Origin of the sequence: Mesorhizobium sp. WSM3862 (genome assembly GCF_002294985.1) — a bacterium.
Lineage (GTDB): Bacteria > Pseudomonadota > Alphaproteobacteria > Rhizobiales > Rhizobiaceae > Mesorhizobium.
The window spans coordinates 86,445-107,958 of the sequence record NZ_NSGE01000006.1 but is presented as its reverse complement, the minus strand read 5'-3'; the positions used below and the strand labels follow the sequence as shown (position 1 = coordinate 107,958).

The 21,514-nt window shown below is 63.7% G+C and carries 22 protein-coding genes and 1 pseudogene; 1 reads left to right on the top strand and 22 read right to left on the bottom strand.

Features of this window, described 5'->3' with window-relative positions; all coding sequences use genetic code 11:
• Window positions 1-13: 13 nt before the first annotated feature.
• Window positions 14-1,606 carry a transcription termination factor NusA gene (gene nusA, locus CK224_RS19620; RefSeq protein ID WP_066996346.1) on the bottom strand — a complete coding sequence of 531 codons (1,593 nt, stop codon included), beginning with the start codon at window positions 1,604-1,606 and terminating at the stop codon, window positions 14-16.
• A gap of 45 nt (window positions 1,607-1,651) precedes the next feature.
• Window positions 1,652-2,287: a ribosome maturation factor RimP gene (rimP, locus tag CK224_RS19615; protein ID WP_095782889.1), complete on the bottom strand. Its 636-nt coding sequence runs from the start codon at window positions 2,285-2,287 to the stop codon at window positions 1,652-1,654.
• 284 nt (window positions 2,288-2,571) lie between these two features.
• Here rimP and CK224_RS31345 point away from each other — a divergent pair, with 284 nt between their 5' ends.
• On the top strand, window positions 2,572-2,733 hold the full coding sequence (locus CK224_RS31345; RefSeq protein WP_095777504.1) for a hypothetical protein: 162 nt from the start codon (window positions 2,572-2,574) through the stop codon (window positions 2,731-2,733).
• A gap of 101 nt (window positions 2,734-2,834) precedes the next feature.
• Here CK224_RS31345 and CK224_RS19605 read toward each other — a convergent pair.
• From CK224_RS19605 to CK224_RS19510, 20 genes and pseudogenes are all read right to left on the bottom strand, one after another.
• A pseudogene (locus CK224_RS19605) lies at window positions 2,835-3,343 on the bottom strand (GNAT family N-acetyltransferase).
• Between the two features lie 3 nt (window positions 3,344-3,346).
• A complete protein-coding gene (locus tag CK224_RS19600; RefSeq protein ID WP_095782888.1) occupies window positions 3,347-3,646 on the bottom strand; it encodes a DUF1778 domain-containing protein in 300 nt (99 codons plus the stop codon).
• A gap of 178 nt (window positions 3,647-3,824) precedes the next feature.
• Window positions 3,825-4,526: a tRNA (guanosine(46)-N(7))-methyltransferase TrmB gene (locus CK224_RS19595; RefSeq protein ID WP_095782887.1), complete on the bottom strand. Its 702-nt coding sequence runs from the start codon at window positions 4,524-4,526 to the stop codon at window positions 3,825-3,827.
• Window positions 4,527-4,546: 20 nt separating this feature from the next.
• A complete protein-coding gene (gene metK, locus CK224_RS19590) occupies window positions 4,547-5,824 on the bottom strand; it encodes a methionine adenosyltransferase (RefSeq protein WP_066996328.1) in 1,278 nt (425 codons plus the stop codon).
• A 167-nt stretch (window positions 5,825-5,991) separates the two neighbouring features.
• A complete protein-coding gene (locus CK224_RS19585; protein WP_066996325.1) occupies window positions 5,992-6,414 on the bottom strand; it encodes a helix-turn-helix transcriptional regulator in 423 nt (140 codons plus the stop codon).
• A gap of 139 nt (window positions 6,415-6,553) precedes the next feature.
• Window positions 6,554-8,143, bottom strand: a complete 1,590-nt coding sequence (gene lnt / locus CK224_RS19580; protein ID WP_066996322.1) for an apolipoprotein N-acyltransferase — start codon at window positions 8,141-8,143, stop codon at window positions 6,554-6,556.
• Between the two features lie 97 nt (window positions 8,144-8,240).
• Window positions 8,241-8,600 carry a VOC family protein gene (locus tag CK224_RS19575; protein WP_245426015.1) on the bottom strand — a complete coding sequence of 120 codons (360 nt, stop codon included), beginning with the start codon at window positions 8,598-8,600 and terminating at the stop codon, window positions 8,241-8,243.
• Between the two features lie 120 nt (window positions 8,601-8,720).
• Window positions 8,721-9,797 (bottom strand): hemolysin family protein, encoded by a 1,077-nt coding sequence (locus CK224_RS19570; protein ID WP_095783117.1) that lies wholly within the window; start codon window positions 9,795-9,797, stop codon window positions 8,721-8,723.
• 27 nt (window positions 9,798-9,824) lie between these two features.
• Window positions 9,825-10,322 carry an rRNA maturation RNase YbeY gene (gene ybeY, locus CK224_RS19565; RefSeq protein ID WP_095782886.1) on the bottom strand — a complete coding sequence of 166 codons (498 nt, stop codon included), beginning with the start codon at window positions 10,320-10,322 and terminating at the stop codon, window positions 9,825-9,827.
• Window positions 10,323-10,332: 10 nt separating this feature from the next.
• On the bottom strand, window positions 10,333-11,325 hold the full coding sequence (locus tag CK224_RS19560; RefSeq protein ID WP_245299624.1) for a PhoH family protein: 993 nt from the start codon (window positions 11,323-11,325) through the stop codon (window positions 10,333-10,335).
• Window positions 11,326-11,462: 137 nt separating this feature from the next.
• Window positions 11,463-12,872: a tRNA (N6-isopentenyl adenosine(37)-C2)-methylthiotransferase MiaB gene (gene miaB / locus CK224_RS19555; RefSeq protein WP_095782885.1), complete on the bottom strand. Its 1,410-nt coding sequence runs from the start codon at window positions 12,870-12,872 to the stop codon at window positions 11,463-11,465.
• Between the two features lie 74 nt (window positions 12,873-12,946).
• The gene (locus tag CK224_RS19550; protein WP_095782884.1) at window positions 12,947-13,759 is read right to left on the bottom strand and encodes a lysophospholipid acyltransferase family protein; all 813 of its coding nucleotides are present in this window, start codon (window positions 13,757-13,759) and stop codon (window positions 12,947-12,949) included.
• Between the two features lie 27 nt (window positions 13,760-13,786).
• The gene (gene rimI / locus CK224_RS19545; protein ID WP_095782883.1) at window positions 13,787-14,281 is read right to left on the bottom strand and encodes a ribosomal protein S18-alanine N-acetyltransferase; all 495 of its coding nucleotides are present in this window, start codon (window positions 14,279-14,281) and stop codon (window positions 13,787-13,789) included.
• A complete protein-coding gene (gene tsaB, locus CK224_RS19540; RefSeq protein WP_095782882.1) occupies window positions 14,281-15,009 on the bottom strand; it encodes a tRNA (adenosine(37)-N6)-threonylcarbamoyltransferase complex dimerization subunit type 1 TsaB in 729 nt (242 codons plus the stop codon). The genes rimI and tsaB overlap by 1 nt, the downstream gene beginning before the upstream one ends.
• Before the next feature lie 132 nt (window positions 15,010-15,141).
• Window positions 15,142-16,248, bottom strand: coding sequence for a DUF1513 domain-containing protein (locus CK224_RS19535; protein ID WP_095783116.1), 1,107 nt, complete (start codon window positions 16,246-16,248; stop codon window positions 15,142-15,144).
• 4 nt (window positions 16,249-16,252) lie between these two features.
• Window positions 16,253-17,284 carry an imelysin family protein gene (locus CK224_RS19530; RefSeq protein ID WP_245426078.1) on the bottom strand — a complete coding sequence of 344 codons (1,032 nt, stop codon included), beginning with the start codon at window positions 17,282-17,284 and terminating at the stop codon, window positions 16,253-16,255.
• A 47-nt stretch (window positions 17,285-17,331) separates the two neighbouring features.
• Window positions 17,332-18,933, bottom strand: a complete 1,602-nt coding sequence (locus tag CK224_RS19525; protein WP_095782880.1) for a di-heme oxidoredictase family protein — start codon at window positions 18,931-18,933, stop codon at window positions 17,332-17,334.
• Window positions 18,934-18,945: 12 nt separating this feature from the next.
• Window positions 18,946-19,431: a bacterioferritin gene (gene bfr, locus CK224_RS19520; RefSeq protein WP_067324504.1), complete on the bottom strand. Its 486-nt coding sequence runs from the start codon at window positions 19,429-19,431 to the stop codon at window positions 18,946-18,948.
• A complete protein-coding gene (locus CK224_RS19515; RefSeq protein ID WP_066996295.1) occupies window positions 19,397-19,708 on the bottom strand; it encodes a (2Fe-2S)-binding protein in 312 nt (103 codons plus the stop codon). Before CK224_RS19515 ends, bfr begins: the two co-directional genes overlap by 35 nt.
• 109 nt (window positions 19,709-19,817) lie before the next feature.
• The gene (locus CK224_RS19510) at window positions 19,818-21,134 is read right to left on the bottom strand and encodes an imelysin family protein (protein WP_176477963.1); all 1,317 of its coding nucleotides are present in this window, start codon (window positions 21,132-21,134) and stop codon (window positions 19,818-19,820) included.
• Window positions 21,135-21,514 lie beyond the last annotated feature (380 nt).

The window sequence follows — 21,514 nt, the reverse complement described above, 5'->3', positions numbered from 1 at the left end:
ATTGGTGGTCACCTCACGCACCGACGGTTTCACCGGCCGCTTCCTCAGCGGCCAGTTCTTCCTCGGAAATCCAGCCGGCCTTCTTGCGAGCGGTCAGCACCATCTGCTCGGCATCGGCGCGCGAGACGCCGTGATCGGCGAGCACACCGGGATAGACCTTGGTCTCGCCGTCCTTGCGTTCCTTCCAGCCGATCAGGTCGTCGGCGGCATAGCCGGCGAAGTCCTCGATCGTCTTCACGCCGTCCTCGCCGAGGGTCACCATCATGGCCGTGGTGATGCCGGGGATCTCGCGCAGCTCGTCCTCGACGCCGAGCGCCTTGCGCTTCTCGTCGTGCTCGGCCTCGATCTTCTCCAGATATTCGCGGGCGCGCGACTGGATTTCCGAAGCGGTGTCCTCGTCGAAGCCGTCGATCGAGGAGATTTCGCCAGAATCGACATAGGCGACTTCCTCGACGCTGGTGAAGCCTTCCGAGGCAAGCACCTGGCCGACCATCTCGTCGACATCGAGGGCTTCCATGAAGAGGGCCGAACGCTCGACGAATTCCTTCTGGCGGCGCTCGCTCTCTTCCTGCTCGGTCAGGATGTCGATGTCCCAGCCGGTGAGCTGCGAGGCAAGACGCACGTTCTGGCCGCGGCGGCCGATGGCCAGCGACAGCTGGTCGTCCGGCACGACCACCTCGATGCGCTCGGCATCCTCGTCGAGCACCACCTTGGCGACTTCCGCCGGCTGCAGCGCATTGACGATGAAGGAAGCGGCCGAAGGCGACCACGGAATGATATCGATCTTCTCGCCCTGCAATTCGCCGACCACCGCCTGGACGCGGCTGCCGCGCATGCCGACGCAGGCGCCGACCGGATCGATGGAGGAATCCCGCGAGATGACGGCGATCTTGGCGCGCGAGCCCGGATCGCGGGCGACCGACTTGATCTCGATGATGCCGTCGTAGATTTCCGGCACTTCCATGGTGAAGAGCTTGGCCATGAACTGCGGATGCGTGCGCGACAGGAAGATCTGCGGGCCGCGCTGCTCGCGGCGCACGTCGTAGACATAGGCGCGGACGCGGTCGCCATATTTGTAGTTCTCGCGCGGGATCAGCTCGTCGCGGCGGATGATCGCCTCGCCGCGGCCGAGGTCGACGATGACGTTGCCATATTCGACGCGTTTGACGGTGCCGTTGACGATCTCGCCGATGCGGTCCTTGTACTCGTCATACTGACGATCGCGTTCGGCCTCGCGCACCTTCTGGACGATGACCTGCTTGGCCGACTGCGCGGCGATGCGGCCGAAATCCATCGGCGGCAGCTGTTCGGCGATGAAGTCGCCGAGCTGGGCGTCGGGATTGCGCTCGCGCGCCGTGGAAAGGGCGATCTGCGTCGCGTAATCCTCGACCTTCTCGACCACTTCCATCAGCCGCTGCAGCTTCATCTCGCCCGTATTGGGATTGATGTCGGCACGGATATTGGTTTCCTGCCCATAACGCGAACGCGCCGCCTTCTGGATCGCATCGGCCATCGCGGCGATGACGATCTGCTTATCGATCGACTTTTCACGCGCGACCGCATCGGCGATCTGCAGCAGTTCGAGCCTGTTGGCGCTTACAACCATTGTCTTTCTCCCGACTTCGCTCCGGGCATCGGCCCTGAAGCTCGATCAACTTTCCTGTTCGGTTTCGTTTTCTTCGCCGGCGACTGCATCTTCTTCCGCTTCGCCTCGGCGTTTTTTTGCTTCCTTGCGGGCCCTGTTGTCCTTTGACAGGGCCTCGCGGATAAGATCGTCGGTCAGCACCAGGCGCGCCTCGGCAATCGCGTCATAGGGCACGCGTACCGTCGGCTCTTCGCCATAGGCCGCCTTGTCGCGCTCCAGCAAAATGCCGTCGGAGTCCGCCTCGGCGATCTTGCCTTTGAAGCGCTTGCGGTCGCCGATGAGGACCGACGTCTCCATCTTGACCAGATGGCCGGTCCAGGTGGTGAAATCCGATTTGCGCACCAGCGGCCGGTCGATGCCCGGCGACGAGACTTCGAGATGATACGCCTTTTCGATCGGATCTTCGACATCGAGCGCGGGCGAAACCGCGCGGCTGACCTCTTCGCAATCCTCGACGGTCATGGTGCCGTCGTCGCGCTCGGCCATGATTTGCAGCGTCAGCCCGTTCTGGCCGGTGAGTTGCACCCGCACGAGGCGGAAGCCGATGGCCTTCAGCACCGGCTGTATGATCAGCGCAATGCGCGCATCGATACCGCTTTCGCGGATGATACGGTCGTCGGCCTCGCTTGCCGCTGCGGTCATAAGTTTCCTGTCGCCTTGTCGCTCCGGCCGGCAGGTAACAAAAAAGAGCGGGACCGGGTGGACCCACTCTTCGTCATACCGACCAAGAATTTGAGGCTGATATAAACGATCCCGCCCGGCGTTTCAAGCCTGACCATGCATCGGACAAGCCCCGGGGGGTAGCAGCGTTGCGTGGCGAGCATGGCGGCTATGCGCCGGCGCCTCTGTAATCTTCGCCTGCCGGCACCCATCTATGTTGCAGTGCAGAAAGAAAGGTCGCGCGCACTGGCGCGGAGGTAGTTGTCATGGACCGTGGATTGTTTTTTGTGATTGGCGATTTTCTTGGCACGTTCGGCAGCGCGGCTGCCGCATCGCGGGCCGTCGAGGCGAACCGCAAGCCGCGGCGCAGCGACCTGAAGAAACTCGGCATCGACCCGGCCGCTTTCGACAAGCTCGGCCGCTTTTAGGCCGCCCACGGAAGAAACGGACAATAGCTGAGTTCGAGCTTAAGCCTCGAGGCGCAGAATTCGTTGACGGTCGCGGCTTCTTCGAGAGGCAGCCCTCGCCCCTACTTCTGGGCTTCTACGAGCGACGCAGCGATTGCAGCAATCGAACGGAACAAGACAAGCGGATCGTCCTTCGTCGGAAGAAATCCCCGCCTTTGCCAGAATTGCGCCGCCTCCCCGTCGATTGCATTGACCATGAGCGCACGTCCTCCAATCAGATCTGCAGCCTGAACGCAGCGCTGAAGCGCGTGCTTCAGCAAGCCAGTGCCGACACCGCGCCCAGCCCATTCTGTATCGGTCGCAAGCTGGCCAAGGAGGAGACAGGGCACCGGATCGGGCGTTGCCCTGTGCGGATCGACCGGGGCAAGATCGACGGCACCACAGCCGTCGGCGCCAAGCCATAATATCCGACCACTCGGCCGGCCTCGTGGACAACGAGAACGGCCATGAAGCCTTTCTCCTGATTGGAGAGCGCGCGCGTTTTCAGCCAGTGATCAAGTGTAGTTTTCCCGCAGGAAAACCCGGAAACGTCGTGAGCTGCGCCAAGCGGTTCGGGAGCCGATAAGGACACGGCCTAGCGCTTTGCTGCGTGACCGGCTTCCCAGGGCGCGGGCCGCTTTGCCAATTCCACCATGTCGGGAACCGGAGCGACCGGGGCTGACAGAACCTCCATAAACTCCGCGAAGCCTTCCGGGCTCATGCGGATAAGGCGGCTGTCCATCAACACATCTTCGGCCGCGCGCACGGCAGCATCGCGCACGAAATCCGTGCGGGACCGGCCGCGGAGAGCGGCGGCACGATCAATGATCGCCACGTCCGCCTCCGGCAGGCGCATCGAGATAGGGTATTCCTTACGTTCCACTGTGGCGGCCATAGTTAATCTCCCTGCCGTTAACATGGCAGCATGTAGCGCGAACTGCAATACATCAACCGTCCAAGCCGGCCGCAAGCCGAGTTCTCTGCGACCGGAAGACCGCTTTGGCAAGCGGTCCCCCCGCTGCTGAGCGGCTGGTTACCGGTCCCTGGGAAGTTAGTGCTCGATAGCGTCCGGCCTACTTCCGAATAAAGGTCAGATAGGCGGGCCGCCTTCCCTCGCGAAGGGCCTTTGCCTCGTAGCGGGTGCCGGGCCAGCCCTCATAGGGCGTGTGCCAGTCGGCAGCCTCGTTTGCCTGCCAGGCGAAACTGCCATTGGCGCTGCAGGCGAGCAGCGTCCAGTTCACATAGCTGTCGATATCGGAGGCGAAGCGGAATCTCCCGCCCGGCTTGAGCACCCGGGCGAACCGGTCGAGATTGGCGGGGCTGACAAAGCGCCGCTTCCAGTGCTTCTTTTTCGGCCAGGGATCGGGATAAAGCAGGTCGATGCCGTCGAGCGAGGCTGGCGGCAGCCAATCGAGCAGACGCGTGGCGTCGTCGTCATAGACTCTCAGATTGGCGAGCGGGCGCTTGTCGAGCGCCGTCATCATCTTGGCCATGCCGTTGACGAAGGGCTCGACGCCGATGAAACCGGTCGCCGGAGCCTCCGTCGCGCGATGCAGAAGATGTTCGCCGCCGCCGAAGCCGATCTCGAGCCAACAGGCTGAAACGTCCGCCTTGAACAGCGTTCCAAGGTCCGCGGGTGCCTCCGCCGTCAGGTCGAGGCGATAGGCGCGCAAGCCACGTTCAAGCGCCTCGGCCTGCTGCGGACGAATGGTCTTGCCGTGCCGGCGGCCGAAAAATCCTTCGGTCGCGCGGCTTGGCCTCTTGGTTGGCTCCATGAACAGGTCTGGCGACGCCGTCAGGCGGCAATCGCATCGGCAACCGCGTCCTTGAGCGCCTTGGCAAGGTCCGTCTTCTCCCAGGAGAAGGAACCGTCCCGGCCGGCCTTGCGGCCGAAATGGCCATAGGACGAGGTTTTCGCGTAGATCGGCTTGTTGAGGTCGAGATGACGGCGGATGCCGGAAGGCGAGAGGTCCATCACCTTGCGCAGCGCCTCCTCGAGCCTGGCCTCGTCGACCCTGCCGGTGCCGTGCAGGTCAACATAGACCGACAGGGGCTGGGCGACGCCGATGGCGTAGGAAAGCTGGATGGTGCAGCGGTCGGCGAGCTTGGCCGCTACCACGTTCTTGGCGAGATAGCGCGCCGCATAAGCAGCCGAACGGTCGACCTTGGTGGTGTCCTTGCCGGAGAAGGCGCCGCCGCCATGGGGCGCAGCACCGCCATAGGTATCGACGATGATCTTGCGGCCGGTCAGGCCGGCATCGCCGTCGGGCCCGCCGATCACGAACTTGCCGGTCGGGTTGATGTACCAGTTGCAGTCGTCGGCGACCTTGAGTTCGCCAAGCGCCTCGCGGACGTAAGGCTCGACGACATTGCGGACCTTCTTCGAATCCCAGCTCGAGTCGAGGTGCTGGGTGGAAAGCACGATCTGCGTCACTTCCGCCGCCTTGCCGTTGGCATAGCGCACGGTGACCTGGCTCTTGGCGTCCGGGCCGAGCTTGGCGGCCTCGCCGTTGCCTTCGTGGCGCGCGGCGGCAAGCAATTCGAGGATCTTGTGGCTGTAGTAGATCGGCGCCGGCATCAGGTCCGGCGTCTCGCGGCAGGCATAGCCGAACATGATGCCCTGGTCGCCCGCGCCTTCCTCGCCCTGGCGGTCGGCGGCATTGTCGACGCCCTGGCCAATGTCCGGCGACTGGCCGTGCAGCAGCACCTCGATCTTGGCCGTCCTCCAGTGGAAGCCAGCCTGCTCGTAGCCGATCTCACGGATGGCCTTGCGGGCGACCGATTTGAACTTGGTCGGATTGACGACCGGGTGGCCCGCCGCATCCTTGAGGATGTTGCCTGCCTTGTCCTTCTTCAGCAGCGTCTCGGGAACCCTGACCTCGCCGGCGATGACGACGCGGTTGGTGGTGGCCAGCGTCTCGCAGGCAACGCGCACCTTCCACGGGTCCATGCCCGTCTTCCTGGCCTCGCGATAGACGAGATCGACGATCTCGTCGGAGATACGGTCACAGACTTTGTCGGGATGGCCTTCGGAGACGGATTCCGAGGTGAAGAGATAGTTCTGCCGCGTCACGGGTGTCCCCTCTTGAAAAGGATCGGCAAGGCTGCCGATTTTGGCGCGCCACGTGTTAGCGGTGCCGGGCGCCGCTCGTCAAGCGGCGCGACAGATCTGGCATGACTATCGGCACAATCAACTTGTGCCACCGGCGGCAGGGCACCGCCGGCGACATGAGCCTGGATTCACTCGGCGTCGTCCGGCGAAAGGGACTTCACAAGATCGATAATCCGGCGCCGCACCTTGACGTCGGGAATTTTGACGAAGGCACGATTGAGCTGAAGCCCTTCCGGGCTGCCGCAGAATTCGATCGCGAAAGTCATCGAGGCATCCTCGGCAAATCCCCGATTGCCGGCGACGGCCTCCTGACCCGGGGCGTCCTCGAAGAAGAAGGCGACAGGGACGCTCAGGATGGAGGCGATTGCCTGCAGGCGGCTGGCGCCGACCCTGTTGGTCCCCTTTTCGTACTTCTGTATCTGCTGAAACGTGATGCCGAGATTTTCACCCAGCTTTTCCTGGCTCATTCCAAGCATATTGCGACGCAGCCGAATACGACTGCCGACATGAATGTCGATCGGATTCGGCTTCTTCTTGTTCTCTTCTGTCATTTTTTCCTCGCCGAATTTTTCCGGCTTTTTCTATTTTTGCCGCCCAAACGAAACCGGAGCCACCTGCCCCAACAGACCCCTCCAACCGACTTCGAGAAAATTTTAGGCGTTACAGTATGAGTTTCTAATGTGCCGACTGTCAATTCACCCGTAGCCGCTGCCTTACATTCAATGTGAGGGCCGCGAGGGCAAACAGCAACATGATCAGCAATCCGTTAATTCGCCGCTGATCGGCGGTTAGCAGGGCGCGCCCGGAAACCGGCACATGGGCGTCGATGGCGCCGCGCGCATCGACTGCCAGGGCATCGACGATGCGCCCACGCGAATCGACAACGGCGGAGATGCCGTTGTTGGCCGCACGCAACAAAGGCACTCCATTCTCCACCGCACGAATCTGCGCCTGCCTGAAGTGCTGGTAGGGGCCTGGCGTGTCGCCAAACCAGGCGTCGTTGGTGACGTTCACAATAAGCTCGGATGACGCTGCGTCGATTGCAACGAGGTCAGGAAAGATGACCTCGTAACAGATGAACGGAACGGCGCGCAGGCCGTTCGGCACCGCGATCGGATGGCGTTCGTTGCCGGCGGCGAAATTCATCGGTCCGGCAACGAGCTGGCCTATGCCGAAACGCTCGAACAGGCCGGCAAAAGGCAGATATTCGCCGAACGGCACCAGATGCACCTTGTCGACAGCATCGACGATCTCGCCCTTGTCGTTGATCGCCACCACGGAGTTGTAATAACGGCTGCCGGCATTGCCTGCGCCACCCTCCTCGCGCACGACGCCGGCGATCAGCATCTGGCCGTCGCCCAGCATATCGCCCAAGGCCGTCAGCGCGTCCGGACGCTCCGTGAACAGGAACGGCACGGACGTTTCCGGCCACAGGATCAGTTGCGGCTTGGCATGGCCTTGCTCCGGTGCCTTCGCCGAAATCCCCATCAGCGTGGCGAAGATGCGGTCGCGCACCGAGGCATCCCATTTCTCGGTGAGGTCGACGGCGGGCTGAACGATGCGCACGTCGATCGAGCGGGTGGCCGGCGGGGCTGGGACGGCAAGCCTGAAATAGCCGAAGCCGACGTGAGCGGCAACGAGAGCGACGAACAAGGCCAAGCCCAGCCTGAGATGCCGGCGCGCCGCGACAAGCGCCGGCAGGGAAAAGACAAAAACGGCGAGCGCGTTCATGCCGATCATGCCCGTCACCGACACGCTTTGCATCAGGAGGGGCACCGGCATTGCGGCATAGCCGACGGCATTCCAGGGAAAGCCGGTGAACAGGAAATCGCGCAGCCATTCCGCAAGGCCGAAGCCGAAGGCAAGTGCGGCGATGCGGCCGATATCACTGCTCCAGCAAAGCCGCGCCACGAGCGTCGCAAAACCATAGAAGAAGGCGAGCCCAAAGGGGATGCCGACGACGGCGAAGGGCAGCGCCCAAGCGAAGCTGTCGGCCTCGACAAGAAGGGCCTGGCCGATCCACCAGAGGCCGGCGAGGAAATAGCCGAAGCCGAACCACCAGCCGATGGCGAAAGCCGGGCGAAGGCGACGCAGCCAGCCGTCGGAGGCTTCACCGGTGGCGCCGTCGAGCAGCCAGACAAGCACCGGAAACGAGACGAAACAGACGGCGAAGAAATCGTAAGGCGCCTGGGCGAGAACCGCGAGCGCTCCCGCGACAAACGCTACCAGCGACCGCCGCCACCCCCACAGCAGAATTATCCGGCCGGCAAAGCGCTGCATTCAACTTTCCAAGTCGCGCGAATCAGGCAGCCAGAGATTTAACAGGCCGAGCCGGATGCTCCAAACATGAGTGAGCGCAACCAAATTCACGGTCGCGCTAACGGTGCCACCCTTCAATGCTGAGGCCGCTCAGTCGCTCGGCCTCCTCTTTGGGCACAATGCGCACGGTCTGTGTGAAGGTCCAGACATGGCCTTCTGGATCGCGGGCTCGATATTGCCGTTCGCCGTAGAAACGATCGATGGGCTCCTCAACGATTTCTGCCCCCGCGGCGCGCGCTTTCTCGCAATGGGCGCCGAGGTCTTCCCTCAATCGGATATAAACCGACCGCGTGTTCTTGCCGCCGACAGAGGCGGGGCTGGCAATATGCGCGGCCCATTCGCCATCGACGATGATATAGCCGTCGCCGAACCGCATTGCGGCATGAACAAGTCGCCCGTCGCTGTCGCTCGCCAGCATGCTCGGCTCGAAGCCGAACGCCGCCTGAAGCTAGGCCAAAGCCGCGCGGGGATCTTGATAGAAGACGCCGGAGCCGAGGACAGCGTGCTTGAACGGGTCGTCGATCGGCATTAGCGAATATCAGGCCTGCTCGGTGCGCGCCGCGCGGCGGCGCTGCCGTTCGCCCTTCGGGCTCTGCACGATGCGCACCCGCTTGACGCGGCGCGGATCGGCGTCGAGCACGTGGAATTCGAAGCCCGGTATGGCCTGCACCACTTCGCCACGGGCCGGAACCCGGCCGAGCGTGTTGAAGATCATGCCGCCGATGGTGTCGACATATTCACCGTGCTCGCCCGCGGCGAAATCCTCGCCGATCATCTTGGCGACCTCGTCGATCTCGGCCTTGCCGTCGACCACGAACACGCCCTCCCCGATCCGGGTGATCATCGGCTCGTCGTCGTCGTGCTCGTCCTCGATGTCGCCGACCACCATCTCGACGATGTCCTCGAGCGAGGCGAGGCCGTCGGTGCCGCCATATTCGTCGATGACCAGCGCCATCTGGGTGCGCGTCGTCTGCATGCGCCCCATCAGGTCGGAAGCAAGCATCGATGGCGGCACGAACAGCACCGGCCGGATCAGGTCGAGATCGCCGATGGTGCGGGCGAGATCGACCTGGGCCAGATCGAGGATGGTCGGCGCCTGGGCGTTCCTGTTCGCCCGGCCCTTCTTGACGCGGGCGACCTTGGTGATGTGGGCAAGAACGTCGCGTATGTGGACCATGCCGCGCGGATCGTCGAGCGTTTCGGAATAGACCGGCATGCGGGAATGACCGGACTGTTCGAAGAGGCCAAGCAGATCGCCAAGCGAGGTGGTGATCTCGACCGCCTCGATATCGGCACGCGGCACCATGACGTCCTCGACGCGCACTTCGCGCAGCCGCAGGATGTTGTTGAGCATCGCACGTTCGCCGGGCGAGAAGGATTCGGCATCGGTGGCCGTCTCGGCCAGCGCGTCGGCGATCTCCTCGCGCAGGTTGGTGCCGTTGCGGTGCCTGAACAGGCCTAGCACGCGATCGAAGAGAGAAGGACCGGCATGCGAAGGCTCGGCGGCCACGCTGCCGGTCGGAATACTCGGACTGGAGCCCTCTTCCGATTTTTCGGAAGGCTTGGCCGCACTGCCGGCGTCCGGACGGGCGGCAGTTTCTGGTTTATCGTTCATCGCCATCAGGTCAATTGGTCTTTTTTGTTACGCGTAGGGATCGGGAATGGCAAGCCTCGCAAGCGCCGCGCGCTCGATCACTTCCATCTCCTCGGCCTCGGCGTCGGTCTCGTGATCATGGCCCAGAAGATGCAGCAGGCCATGGATGACGAGATGGGTGATATGGTTCGCCAGCGGCTTGTCTTCCAGTGCGGCCTCACGTGCAACGGTCTCGGAAGCAAGCACGATGTCGCCCAGCATCGGCGGCAACTCGGCGCCTTTCGGAACGGAAAAAGCCGGGAAAGACAGTACGTTGGTCGGCTTGTCCTTGCCGCGCCATTCGGCGTTGAGAGTGCGGATATGGGCGTCGTCGGAAAAAACGACGCTGAGCTCCGAAGCGCCGCTCGCGCCGGTTTCGGCAAAGGCGGCAGCGACGGCCTGATCGACCAGGCGCGCCAGCTCGGCCTCAGGGGGCCAGTCGCCGGCCTCGACGAAAATATCGATGTCGACCGGCGTCTTGCCGCTGGATCCCGGATTTTCAGCCATGGGGCCTGGGTCAGCTTTCGGCGCCGAGGCCCCTGGCGAACTTGCCGTCCCGGTCATAGGCCTTGACGATCTCGGCAACCAGCGGATGGCGCACGACATCACCCTCGTTGAAGCGGACGGTGACGATGCCCGGCACGCCGTCGAGGATGCGCAGCGCCTCGACCAGGCCCGACTTGGTGTTGGGCGGCAGGTCGATCTGGGTCGGATCGCCGGTGACGATCATGCGCGAGTTCTCGCCGAGACGGGTGAGGAACATCTTCATCTGCATTGGCGTGGTGTTCTGCGCCTCGTCGAGGATCACCGCGGCATGCGCCAGTGTGCGGCCGCGCATGAACGCTAAAGGCGCGATCTCGATGACCTCGGCGGCGATCGCCCGCTCGACCTTGTCGGCCGGCATCATGTCGTATAGCGCGTCGTAGAGGGGCCGCAGATAGGGGTCGACCTTCTCCTTCATGTCGCCGGGCAGGAAGCCGAGCCGCTCGCCGGCCTCGACCGCCGGGCGCGACAGCACGATGCGCTCGACCATGCCGCGCTCGAGCAGCATCGCCGCATGGGCCACCGCCAGATATGTCTTGCCTGTGCCGGCCGGGCCGATGCCGAAGACCATTTCGGAGCGCTCCAGCGCGCGCATATAGGCGTCCTGGTTGAGCGAGCGGGCATAGATCGTGCGCTTGCGCGTGGCGATCTGGGCGGCCGAAACCTTGCCCTTGCGCTCCATGGTGGGCAGCGTCAGCTGGTCGTCGGCGGCGATCGCCATGCGCACGGCGCCGTCGACGTCGGACTGGCCGATATCGACACCCTTCTGCAGAATGCCGTAGAGCGTGTCGAGCGCGCGGCGCGCCTGCTCGGCGGCCGAAGCCGTGCCCTTGATCGCAAGCTGGTTACCGCGCGAACGGATATCGACGCCGAGCTTCTGCTCGAGACGGGCCAGATTCTCGTCGAACTGGCCGTATAGGGCGCTGGCAAGCTTGTTGTTGTCGAAGGTCAGTACGATGTGCGCCATGTCGGAGGCCCCGGATGCCTGGTTCTGGGGCGGATTCTTCAGTTCAGCAGCGCTCAACCGTCTCTCCTCATCTGCCGAGGCTTGTGGCTATGCATGTCGTTGTCCCGAAACCGCGAGCACTTTTTGGGCGACATGCATCAGGCCAACTCGGCGAACAGGCTGTTGGGACCTGTCTTCGTGATTCGTACGTCGATAATGTCACCGATTCCGCCGGCCTTGTCGTCAACAATAACAGGCTGCAGCCAGGGCGAGCGGCCGACGATCTGACCGGCATGGCGGCCGGGCTTCTCGATCAGCGTGCTGACGGTGCTGCCGACCAGGCTGGCGATGAATGCCTTCTGCTGCTCGTTGACTAGCGCCTGCAGGCGCTGCAGCCGCTCGTCCTTCACGGCTTCCGACACATGGCCGTCCATCTCGGCGCCCGGCGTGCCGGGACGCGGCGAATATTTGAACGTGAAGGCCGAAGCGTAATTCACCTCGCGCACCAGTTCGAGCGTTGCCTCGAAATCCGCTTCCGTCTCGCCGGGGAAACCGACGATGAAGTCGCCGGACATGGCGATATCGCCGCGGGCGGCGCGGATGCGATCGATGAGCGCCAGATAATCGCGTGCCGTATGCCTGCGGTTCATCGCCTTCAGTATCCGGTCGGAGCCAGACTGCACTGGTAAATGCAGATAGGGCATCAAGGCCGGCAGGTCACGGTGCGCGGCGATCAATTCATCATCCATGTCGCGCGGATGGCTGGTGGTGTAGCGCAGCCGCGCCAGGCCGGGAATTTTCGCCAGGCGGAAGAGCAGGCGGCCGAGGCCCCATTCCTCGCCGTTTTCGCCCTCGCCGTGCCAGGCGTTGACGTTCTGACCGAGCAGCGTCACCTCGCGCACGCCAGCCTCGGCGAGGCGCTCGGCCTCGGCGACGATCTGGGCCACCGGCCGCGAGACTTCGGAGCCGCGCGTATAGGGCACGACGCAGAAGGTGCAGAACTTGTCGCAGCCCTCCTGAACGGTAAGGAAAGCGGTGACGCCGCGCTTTGCCAGCTCGGCGCGCTTCGGCTGCGGCAGATGCTCGAATTTGTCCTCAATGGCGTAGTCGGTCTCGACGATCTTCTCGCCGCCGCGCACCCTCGCCAGCACGTCGGGCAGCCGGTGATAGGTCTGCGGGCCGATGACGAGATCGACGGCCGGCGCACGGCGTATGATTTCCGCCCCTTCGGCCTGCGCCACGCAGCCGGCGACGCCGATCAGCAGCTCACGGCCGGTCTCGGCGCGCTCGGCCTTCATGTCGCGGATGCGGCCAAGCTCCGAATAGACCTTTTCGGCCGCCTTCTCGCGGATGTGGCAGGTGTTGAGCAGCACCAGATCGGCGTCTTCGACGGCGTCGGTGGCGACATAGCCGTCGGCCGCCAGCGCATCGGTCATACGCTGGGAATCGTAGACATTCATCTGGCAGCCATAAGTCTTGACGAAGACCTTTTTCGCCGCCCCGGCATGCACCGGCTCGCGCTCAGGCGCGGTGCCGATGTCGTGGCTTTCAATCGTGTTCAATTCCATCGGGCGGCTTCTAACGCCTTTCCGCGACAAAAAACAGCCGATTCCGGCAGGCTACGGCGCCGCGCGTCGATTTTTCAAGCTATGCGCTGACGACTGGGACGCGGCTCGGCGAGCGCAGCCTGCATCATCTCGCGCACTCTCGCTTCCATCAATCTTGCCGTTTCCTTGCGGTTAGAACCCTTGGAGAAGGGCACCGGATCACCGAAATGCACTTCGGCATCGAGCGAGCCCTCGGCAAACAAACCCTTCAAATGCGGTATCAGGTCCTGGTTGCCGATCCAGGCGGCGATCGGCCGGTGACGGCGGCCCATCGGCACGCCATGCAGGCGCGTATAAGCGATCGCCACCGGCTGGATGAAGACCTGGTCCGCCGCCCCTTCCGAAATCGCCATCGAGGCAGCGCCGAACAAGGTGCTCTTGAACGGCAGCACCAGATTGCCGTCGCCGGTCGACCCCTCGGCGAACAGCACCATGGCATCGCCCTTGGCCATGCGTCTGGCGATCTCGCTCGCCTGGTCGCCGGAGGTGCGCCTGCGCTCGCGCTCGATGAAGACGGTGCGCTGCAGCTTGGACAGCATGCCGATCATCGGCCAGCCTTCCATGTCGGCCCTGGCGATGAACTTCACATCGACAAAGGAGCCGAGCACCATGATGTCGGTCCAGGAGATGTGGTTGGCCGCGATGAGCAAGGGGCGCTCTTTCGAGAGCGCGCCTTTCACGTGCACGCGCATGCCGAGCGCCTTGAGGATCATGCTGTGCCAGATTTTGAGGACGACCGTCTCCGGCCAAAGCCTCGTCTTCATCGACAGGAGCTGCAGCGGCGCCAGCACCAGCGTGCCGGCGGCGACGAGGCCGAACGCCAGGAAAATCCGCAATTTCTTGATCATTCGCTCCGGCCCTATCCCACGGTCTGGCTAGCGAAGATCGCGGCGCATGACAAGCGCGCCGGTCGGGCCGTGCTCGGTCGACCGGTAGTAGTTCAGACGCTGGCCGACCTGACGGAAGCCGAGCCGGCGATAGAGCGCGATGGCCGGCGTATTGGTCTCGTCGACCTCGAGGAACAGCGCCTCGGCGCGCTGCGCATGCAATTCGCGCAGCACCGCATCGATCAATTGCCAGCCAAGCCCCTGGCGCCGATGGGCGCGAGCCACCGCGACCGTAAGGATCTCGCCCTCGCCTGCCGCGAGCCGCGCCAGCACGAAACCGACCGGCGGCTTCGCACCCTGCCCGGTCTCGCGCGCGGCGTAACCGAACACGGTGTCCTGTTCGAGCAGTGCCGCGAACTCGCCATCGGTCCAGGGGCGAACGAAATCCTCGCGATGCAGCACCGCAACGGCGGCGCTGTCGGCCACCGTCAGCGGCTCCAGCGCATAATCCCTGCGGCGCGGCTGAAAGAAAGGTATGCGCATCAGGATTTTTTTCCCTTTGGTGCATGATCTTCTCCAGAACCCGGCTTCCCGGATTCATGGCTCCGCCTTGGCAGAATGAAACCGGCCTGCGGCTTGGCGTCGGCGCCGCGCAGATAGAGCGGCTTCGGCTTTGCGCCTGGCCCTTTCGCGGCGGCCAGTCGGGCATAGGTCGCTATGTCGGCTGTGGCAACGGCCGGCCCGGTGTCGAAACCATGTCCGCTCGCCGCGATCAGCGGCGCGGCGGTGCCGGTGAGGACCGCTTTCGCATCGACTGCCATTCCGGTCGCTTGGGAAAGCGTGGCCACCATTGGTCCGTAAGTCAGAACTAACGCTTCATCGAAAAGTGCCGCATGGAGTTCCTCGCGGCCGGCGTCGAGCGCCGCCAGCACGGCGCGGCCGGGAAAGGCATTCGCGGCCTCCGCCGCCAACGCTTCCAGCGTCGTCACGCCGATGGCCGGGATCGTCAGCGCCAGGGCCAAGCCGCGCGCGGTCGAGACGCCGACGCGCAGGCCAGTGAAAGAACCGGGGCCGATCGAGACGGCTACAGCGTCCAAGCCTTGGTAGCCGATCCCGCTGGCCTTCAGTGCCGCCTCGATGACGGCCATCAGATGCTCGGCATGCCCTTTGCCGAGGTCGAGCACCTGGCGGCCAAGCTCGATGCCAGCGTCAGCGTCGTGTACGCAGGCGGCGCAGAGATTGGCGGCGCAGTCGATGGCGAGCAGCTTCATAGGGCCGGTTAACCAACTGGATCAAAACACATTCCCTGTGCCCGGCATGGCCCGCCGCCGCAAGGGCCACGCCGCATAAATGTTATGCGGCTTGGCTTTAGCGCGACATCAGGAAGCTGGCCTTGACAGCGATCAGCCCGCAGCCGCGATGCGCAGCACGTGGTTGTCCCAGACATAGTCAGGTTCGGCGCGCGACCCGCCCGCACCGCCGACGATCTCGCCAGCACCGGTCGTTGCCATGAAGTCGGCGCCGTCCGGCGCGAGACCGCAAACTTCGACCAGCGACTTCGTTGCGACAACGCGTCCGCTGGCGGCATCGATGGCGGCCAGCGAATTACCCTCCGGCGAGGTCACGGCGACGGTGCCGGCATCGGGATTGGCGGCAACCGAGCCGATATAGTTGCGGAAGCCCGACAGCACGTCCTGCGGCATCTCCAAAAGCTCGAGCTCCTTGCCGCGCGCGGCGCGGCCGACCAGCGCCGGCCGGTCAGTCGCCGGCCCGCGATACTGGCAGCCGAACCAGACGGTGCCCGCCTGGTCGCGGTCCATGTGACGGATCGACAGCTGATGCAGCGCCGGCGGCAATTCGTGCTTTTCGATCAGGTCGCCAGTGATGCGGTCGACCAGCGTGTAGGAAGGCTTCATCGTTGCGATGTTGAGCTCGGCGCGGCCGAAATCCGGATGCGTTTCGATGCCGCCATTCGCGACGGCGAGCGTCCTGCCGTCGCCGAGCAGCAGCAGTTCGTGCGGACCCGTGCCGTAGGTCGGGAACTCGCCGACGCGGCTGAACTTCGCCCGCGCGTCATAGACGCCGACGACGCCGGCGGCGTTGTCGAAATCATTTTCCGTTGCATAGAGCAGCGCGCCGTCGGGCGAGAACACGCCGTGACCGAAGAAGTGCCGGCCGGCGATGCTGGCGATGGTCAAAGGCTCCTCGCGGCCGGTGTGGTCGAAGACCATCGCGAAGGTGCCGGGCTGGCGGGCGAAGACGATCGAGCGTTTCGACACCGGATCGAACGCGACGTCGTGGCCACGGTCGGGCAGATCGAGCGTGTGAAGGATCTTGCCGGCCTCGGAGAGCACGGCGGCGCCGAAGCTGCCGTCGCGCCTGACGAAGGCCGTGGCGAAGACGGCGTCCGTTGCAAGCGTCTCCGCCCAGGCGCGCGGCACCATCGCCGTGGCGAAGCCGGCGCCGGCGGCACGCAGAAAGTCGCGGCGATCGATGAGCGGCGTCGTCACGACGTCAATCACCGTCCAGCGACGAAAAGCCGGCGGTCAGGCCAAACTCGGCGGTCATCCTGGTGCCGATCAGGGTCGAGAGGCTGGAGGTGATCAGCGCGAGATGCTCGAGCTTGTCGCGTAGCGCCGGATCGGCGAGCGCCTTGTCGATCGGGCCGCTAACAGACTTCGCCGTCGCCACGCCGTTGGTCAGCTGGATGTGGATGGATTCGGCCATCCACCGCGCATCGGCGGGCAGCGCATCGCCAAGCTTGGAGGCCTGGAACAGCTTGTCGATGCCCGACAGATTTCCGGCCAGCGATTTCAGCGTGTTCTGCGAGCGCCAGTAGATCGCCTGCTTCGGCTTGTCAGCATCGGGCTTCGCGCCAAGAAAACCCTTGAGCCGCACGTCGCGGATCATTTCCAGCTCATTGATGAAAACGCCGACCAGTTCCGTAACCGCCTCGGTACCATCACGATAGAGCGGGTTCTTCGGCCCCGGATTGGCCCAGAGCGAGGCAAAACCATCGGGCTTGCGCCACGCTTCGCGGACCTCGCCGGCGATCGCTTGGATGTTGCTGGCCACCGCCGCCCCGTAGGCGCATCGATAGGGATCGTCCTTACTGGCAAGCGTTTCGGCGCCATCGCCGAATAGCACATATTCCAACGCACCGAGGCCCTGCATGGCAACGCTCTTTCCCGCGAGTTGCGCCGGATCGGTGGCGGATGGATCCTTGGCAACGAGGGTCGACTGCACCTGCCTCAATCCGATGCTCTTGCGGTCCGGCCAGTAAAGCATGCGCTCCAGCCGGTTGTTTTCCTTGATGGGCCCGAAGGCGATGATCTCGGCCACCGACCAGGCTTCGACTGTGGCGGAAAACTCGGTACGCACCGCATCGAGATTCTGCTGGGACGGCGCACTGCAGAGCTGGCGCATCGCCTGGGTCAGGGTCCCGGCATGGTCGTCGAGGCTGGCGTAGGCCGGGCGGACGAAGCCGTCGATCGCGCGTCCGATGACATCGGAGGCTTTGACCGCGGGCTGGGTCGGCAAGGCCATGGCCAGCAAGAAAGGAAGGGCAAGCGCGGCGGCACGTCGGTTGAACATCAGAGCGACTCCAGGAATTTGATCAGCGCATCGCGGTCGGCGCCAGCCGCGCCGGCGAAGCGGTCGCGCGCCTTCTGGCCCTCGCCGCCGTGCCACAAGATCGCCTCTTCGAGCGTCCGCGCGCGGCCGTCATGCAGATAGAAGCTGTTGCCGTTGACCGTGGCGGTCAGGCCGATGCCCCAGAGCGGGGGCGTGCGCCATTCGCTGCCGCTCGCCTCCCCTACGCGCTGCCCGTCGGCGAGGCCCTCGCCCATGTCGTGCAGCAGGAAATCGGAATATGGCCAGATCAATTGGAAGGCTTGCGCCTTGTTGGGCGTGCCGCGCATGGTGACGAATTTCGGCGTGTGGCAGGAAATGCAGCCCATCTCGTAGAACTGCTTCTTGCCGGAAAGAACCTCCGGCTTGTCGAGGTCGCGCCGCGCCGGCACAGCGAGGTTCTGCGAATAGAAGGTCACGAGGTCCATGACCGGGGGCGGCGCTTCCGCCGCGCCCAGGCGCTCTTGGACGCCATTCGGCAGGGTAAGGCACGCCTTCTCAGCCTCGGTGCAATCGCCCCAATGCTTCGGCACTTCAGGCGTCGAGATGCCGATATCGCCGGCAAAGGCATCGGCGGCCTGCTGCCGGATCGATGCGGCCTGCGCTTTCCAGCCGAAGCGGCCCAAAGTTATCGCGCCGCTCAACTCCTCGCGAACTAGGTTCGGCCGGCCGGAGATGCCGTCGCTGTCGCGGTCACGCGGATCGGCAAGGGCGAGGATGTCGGCCGGGGCGATCTCCTCGATCAGTCCGAGCCCGATCATTGGCGGCGTCAGGCGCGGCGACAACGTCGTGCGCGGATCGAGTTGGCCATAGCCCAGATTCTCGACCGAATAGCGGGGCTTGCGCAGCAAAACGACGGCACCGTCGCCCAGCGTGACCTTCGCTTCCGAATAGTCGATGCGCATGCGGCCTTCACCCTTGAGGCCGGGAACCGCCAGATCCTGCAATTGCGAGCCATAGACAGGATCGGGGAAATTCAGCAGCTTGTAGTCGGCAAGTTCGGCTCTCTCCTCGGCATTGCTTGCATCGCGCGCCAGCCGCAAGAACATCGAGGTCGAGCCTGTGCCGCTTTCCGGCGGTCGGCCGCGACCATCCTTCAGATGGCAGTTCTGGCAGGCGCGTTCGTTGAACAGCGGCCCGAGCCCGTCGGACGCTTGGGTCGATGACGGCGACGACACCCAGTTCTTGCGAAAAAGCGCATTGCCGAGCTTGAAGGTCGCTTCCTCCTCGAAGGTGATGTTGGCGGAAGGCTGCGAGAAGGCGTCGCGGTTGACGCCCTTCCTCGACGTGCCGGCGCCGCCCTGCATCAGCTCGAACGGTTCGGGCTTTGTAAAGTCGGTCGTAGGCTTGGTGACCGCCAGCACCCGCGCCTGATCCCCCGGCGTCAGATCTGTGCGGCTCGTCGGCAGACCCGCCGGCTCGCCCGCCATGGCGGGAGCAGAAAGCGTGATTGCCAGCAGGAGCGTGGCACCGCGCCAGATCCGGTATCGCGGGTTCCTCGGGAGCAGCAGGCCGGCTATCTCGGCCCGCCGCGAGCGGCGCGAAAAATCTATCGGGCGCCGCATTCCCGCATGTCCTTACTCCGCCTCGTTGGCCGAGTCGGCGTTGAGCTGGCCGTACTTTTCCTCGCCGATCGAGGCGAGCAGGTCGAGCTGACTCTCCAGGAAGTCGATGTGGCCTTCCTCGTCCGTCAGCAGATCCTCGAACAGTTTCATCGACACATAGTCGCCCGCATCCTGGCAAATCTCGCGCGAGCGCTTGTAGGAGGTGCGCGCGTCATATTCGCCGGCGAGATCGGATTCGAGCACTTCCTTCACATTCTGGCCGATACGCAACGGCGCGACTGACTGCAGGTTCGGATGGCCTTCGAGGAAGATGATGCGGGCAACCAGCCGGTCGGCGTGATGCATTTCTTCGATCGATTCCGCCCGCTCCTTCTTCGCCAGCTTGGTGTAGCCCCAGTCTTCGAGCAGACGATAATGAACCCAGTACTGATTGACGGCACCAAGCTCCAGAAATAGGGCTTCGTTAAGCCGCTCGATGACCTGCGGTTCGCCTTTCATGGGTTCTGCTCCCGAATTGGCCGCGCAGTCCTCTGACGCGGTCCAGGTGTGAAACGATATCCGCGCCGCTCCCCTCTGAACGGGCGTGGTAGTTCTCGGTGACCCGAATGATCGTTTCCACCACATTTGGAAAGCAGCCGCAACAGCGGCCGCGCTTGCGCATGGCATGATAGACCTTGGCCGGCACGATAAGCTGCCAGGGATCTTCATCCAGCAGACCGATGATCGTCTGCTCGATCTCCTTCTCGGTGATGATGTTGCAATGGCAGATCAGCATTCACTTGCTCTGGCTGGCGGCGCTGTTCCGGCGCCGTTTGGCTTGTTTCTCAATTGAGCATGATCTTGTCCAAAAACCGGCTTCCACTTTTTGGGATCATGCTCGGGTGCTACTTGAATACCTTGTCCGGAGCATCAAGGCTGTCGGAGCCCTCGAAGGCGATGGCATTGAGCTTGAGCGAGCCGACCGCGCGTTCGATCGACTTGGTCTGGTCGATCAGCGCGTCGATCGCCGCCTGCACAGTGGCGTTGCCTTCCGCATTGCCTTCGGCGATCTGCTGGTCATAGGCCTCGCCGGCCAGCGCCCGCGCCTTGATCGCTTCCATCTTGGCGACCGAAGTATCGAGCTTGTCCGACAGTTCCTTGTCGATCGCAGAATCGGCCACCTTCACCATGTCCGACACCGACGGGCCGGAAACCACGGTGCCGTCGAGGCGCGTATAGTTGGCGTGATAGGCGGCGCGGATGCCGATCGCATCATAGAGATGCGAGTTGTAGGTGTTGTCGGAGAAGCAGTCCTGCTCCTCCTCCGGGTCGTGCAGCAAAAGGCCGAGCTTCATGCGCTCGCCGGCCAGCTCGCCATAGGATAGCGAGCCCATGCCGGTGAGGATGGTGGAGATGCCGGCATTCGGCTCGCCATCGACGAGGGTCTTGCGGGCGGCGCCGTCTTCCTTCCAGTTGTTGACCATCTCCTGCAGGTCGGAGACCAGAAGGTCGCTTGCCGACTTCAGATATTCCGCGCGGCGGTCGCAATTGCCGCCAGTGCAGTTCTTGAGATCGTAGTCGGTGTACGGGCGCTCGCCGGCGCCTGGACCGGTCCCGTGCAGGTCCTGGCCCCAAAGCAGGAATTCGATGGCGTGATAGCCGGTCGCGACATTGGCCTCGACGCCGCCGGCTTCCTGCAGCGTGCCCGAGAGGAATTCCGGCGTCAGCTTCGAGGCGTCGACCTTCTTGCCGTTGATCTCGATCTCCTTGTTCGCAATGACGTTCGCCGTATAGAGCGAGTTCTCGTCCGACTCGGTGCCGTAGCTCTTGGCGACATAGTCGATCAGGCCTTCGTCCAGCGGCCAGGAATTCACCTTGCCTTCCCAGTCGTCCACGATCTTGTTGCCGAAGCGGTAGACCTCGGTCTGCTGGTAAGGCACGCGCGCCGCCTTCCAGGCATCGCGGGTAGCGTTGAGCGTCTCTGCCGAGGGCTTGGCGAGAAGCGCGTCGACGGCCTTGTCGAGCGCCTCAGCCGTGGTCAGCGAATCCTCGTATTTGGCGAGCGCGATGTCGGCATAGGTCTTGATCACCGCCTTAGCATCGGTTTCGGCCTTCGCCGGCAGCAAGAACACGGCCGCCGTCAGCGCCGCGGTGGCGCCGATCGCGGCAAGCCTGGTGCCCCAACGCAGCGCAATAGTTCGCGGCGTGATTGTCGCTTTCATCAATCCCATCTCCTCAGAAATTCAATGACATAGGCATGCGGCCGCCGGCGCGCGGCGCCAGCGCAAGCACGAATGACCGTAAAGGCAAAGTTGCCGCGCAATGGCGCGGCCAATCAGCAAAAGACACCGAAATGCCTCCAATCGAAAGGGTTAAAGGCCCAGACATCAAAGGAATGCGCCAGGAGCGCAGCCCTCCATAAAGCGGCGGAGCGGCTGGAAGTCAACTGGCGGTACAGAGAAAATTCAATTGAAACAACAGTTTAGAATTATTCTAAACTGGAATTATCAACTTTAAGCCGGAGAATGCGGCGGATATCCGGATTGACAGGCGGCCATCCTGGGTGCGACCCGGACCAAGGCTCTTGCGGCGGCGGCAGACA

Bases quoted from the DNA above. Each gene is read 5' to 3' on its own strand.
- miaB (WP_095782885.1), bottom strand. From the start codon at position 12,872: ATGGAATTGAACACGATTGAAAGCCACGACATCGGCACCGCGCCTGAG.
- CK224_RS19525 (WP_095782880.1), bottom strand. From the start codon at position 18,933: ATGCGGCGCCCGATAGATTTTTCGCGCCGCTCGCGGCGGGCCGAGATA.
- ybeY (WP_095782886.1), bottom strand. From the start codon at position 10,322: ATGGCTGAAAATCCGGGATCCAGCGGCAAGACGCCGGTCGACATCGAT.
- CK224_RS19560 (WP_245299624.1), bottom strand. From the start codon at position 11,325: ATGGCGCACATCGTACTGACCTTCGACAACAACAAGCTTGCCAGCGCC.
- nusA (WP_066996346.1), bottom strand. From the start codon at position 1,606: ATGGTTGTAAGCGCCAACAGGCTCGAACTGCTGCAGATCGCCGATGCG.
- CK224_RS31345 (WP_095777504.1), top strand. From the start codon at position 2,572: ATGGACCGTGGATTGTTTTTTGTGATTGGCGATTTTCTTGGCACGTTC.
- rimP (WP_095782889.1), bottom strand. From the start codon at position 2,287: ATGACCGCAGCGGCAAGCGAGGCCGACGACCGTATCATCCGCGAAAGC.
- CK224_RS19515 (WP_066996295.1), bottom strand. From the start codon at position 19,708: ATGCTGATCTGCCATTGCAACATCATCACCGAGAAGGAGATCGAGCAG.
- lnt (WP_066996322.1), bottom strand. From the start codon at position 8,143: ATGCAGCGCTTTGCCGGCCGGATAATTCTGCTGTGGGGGTGGCGGCGG.
- bfr (WP_067324504.1), bottom strand. From the start codon at position 19,431: ATGAAAGGCGAACCGCAGGTCATCGAGCGGCTTAACGAAGCCCTATTT.
- CK224_RS19585 (WP_066996325.1), bottom strand. From the start codon at position 6,414: ATGACAGAAGAGAACAAGAAGAAGCCGAATCCGATCGACATTCATGTC.
- CK224_RS19570 (WP_095783117.1), bottom strand. From the start codon at position 9,797: ATGAACGATAAACCAGAAACTGCCGCCCGTCCGGACGCCGGCAGTGCG.
- CK224_RS19600 (WP_095782888.1), bottom strand. From the start codon at position 3,646: ATGGCCGCCACAGTGGAACGTAAGGAATACCCTATCTCGATGCGCCTG.
- CK224_RS19530 (WP_245426078.1), bottom strand. From the start codon at position 17,284: ATGGCCTTGCCGACCCAGCCCGCGGTCAAAGCCTCCGATGTCATCGGA.
- rimI (WP_095782883.1), bottom strand. From the start codon at position 14,281: ATGCGCATACCTTTCTTTCAGCCGCGCCGCAGGGATTATGCGCTGGAG.
- tsaB (WP_095782882.1), bottom strand. From the start codon at position 15,009: ATGAAGCTGCTCGCCATCGACTGCGCCGCCAATCTCTGCGCCGCCTGC.
- CK224_RS19595 (WP_095782887.1), bottom strand. From the start codon at position 4,526: ATGGAGCCAACCAAGAGGCCAAGCCGCGCGACCGAAGGATTTTTCGGC.
- CK224_RS19510 (WP_176477963.1), bottom strand. From the start codon at position 21,134: ATGAAAGCGACAATCACGCCGCGAACTATTGCGCTGCGTTGGGGCACC.
- CK224_RS19550 (WP_095782884.1), bottom strand. From the start codon at position 13,759: ATGATCAAGAAATTGCGGATTTTCCTGGCGTTCGGCCTCGTCGCCGCC.
- CK224_RS19575 (WP_245426015.1), bottom strand. From the start codon at position 8,600: ATGCTGGCGAGCGACAGCGACGGGCGACTTGTTCATGCCGCAATGCGG.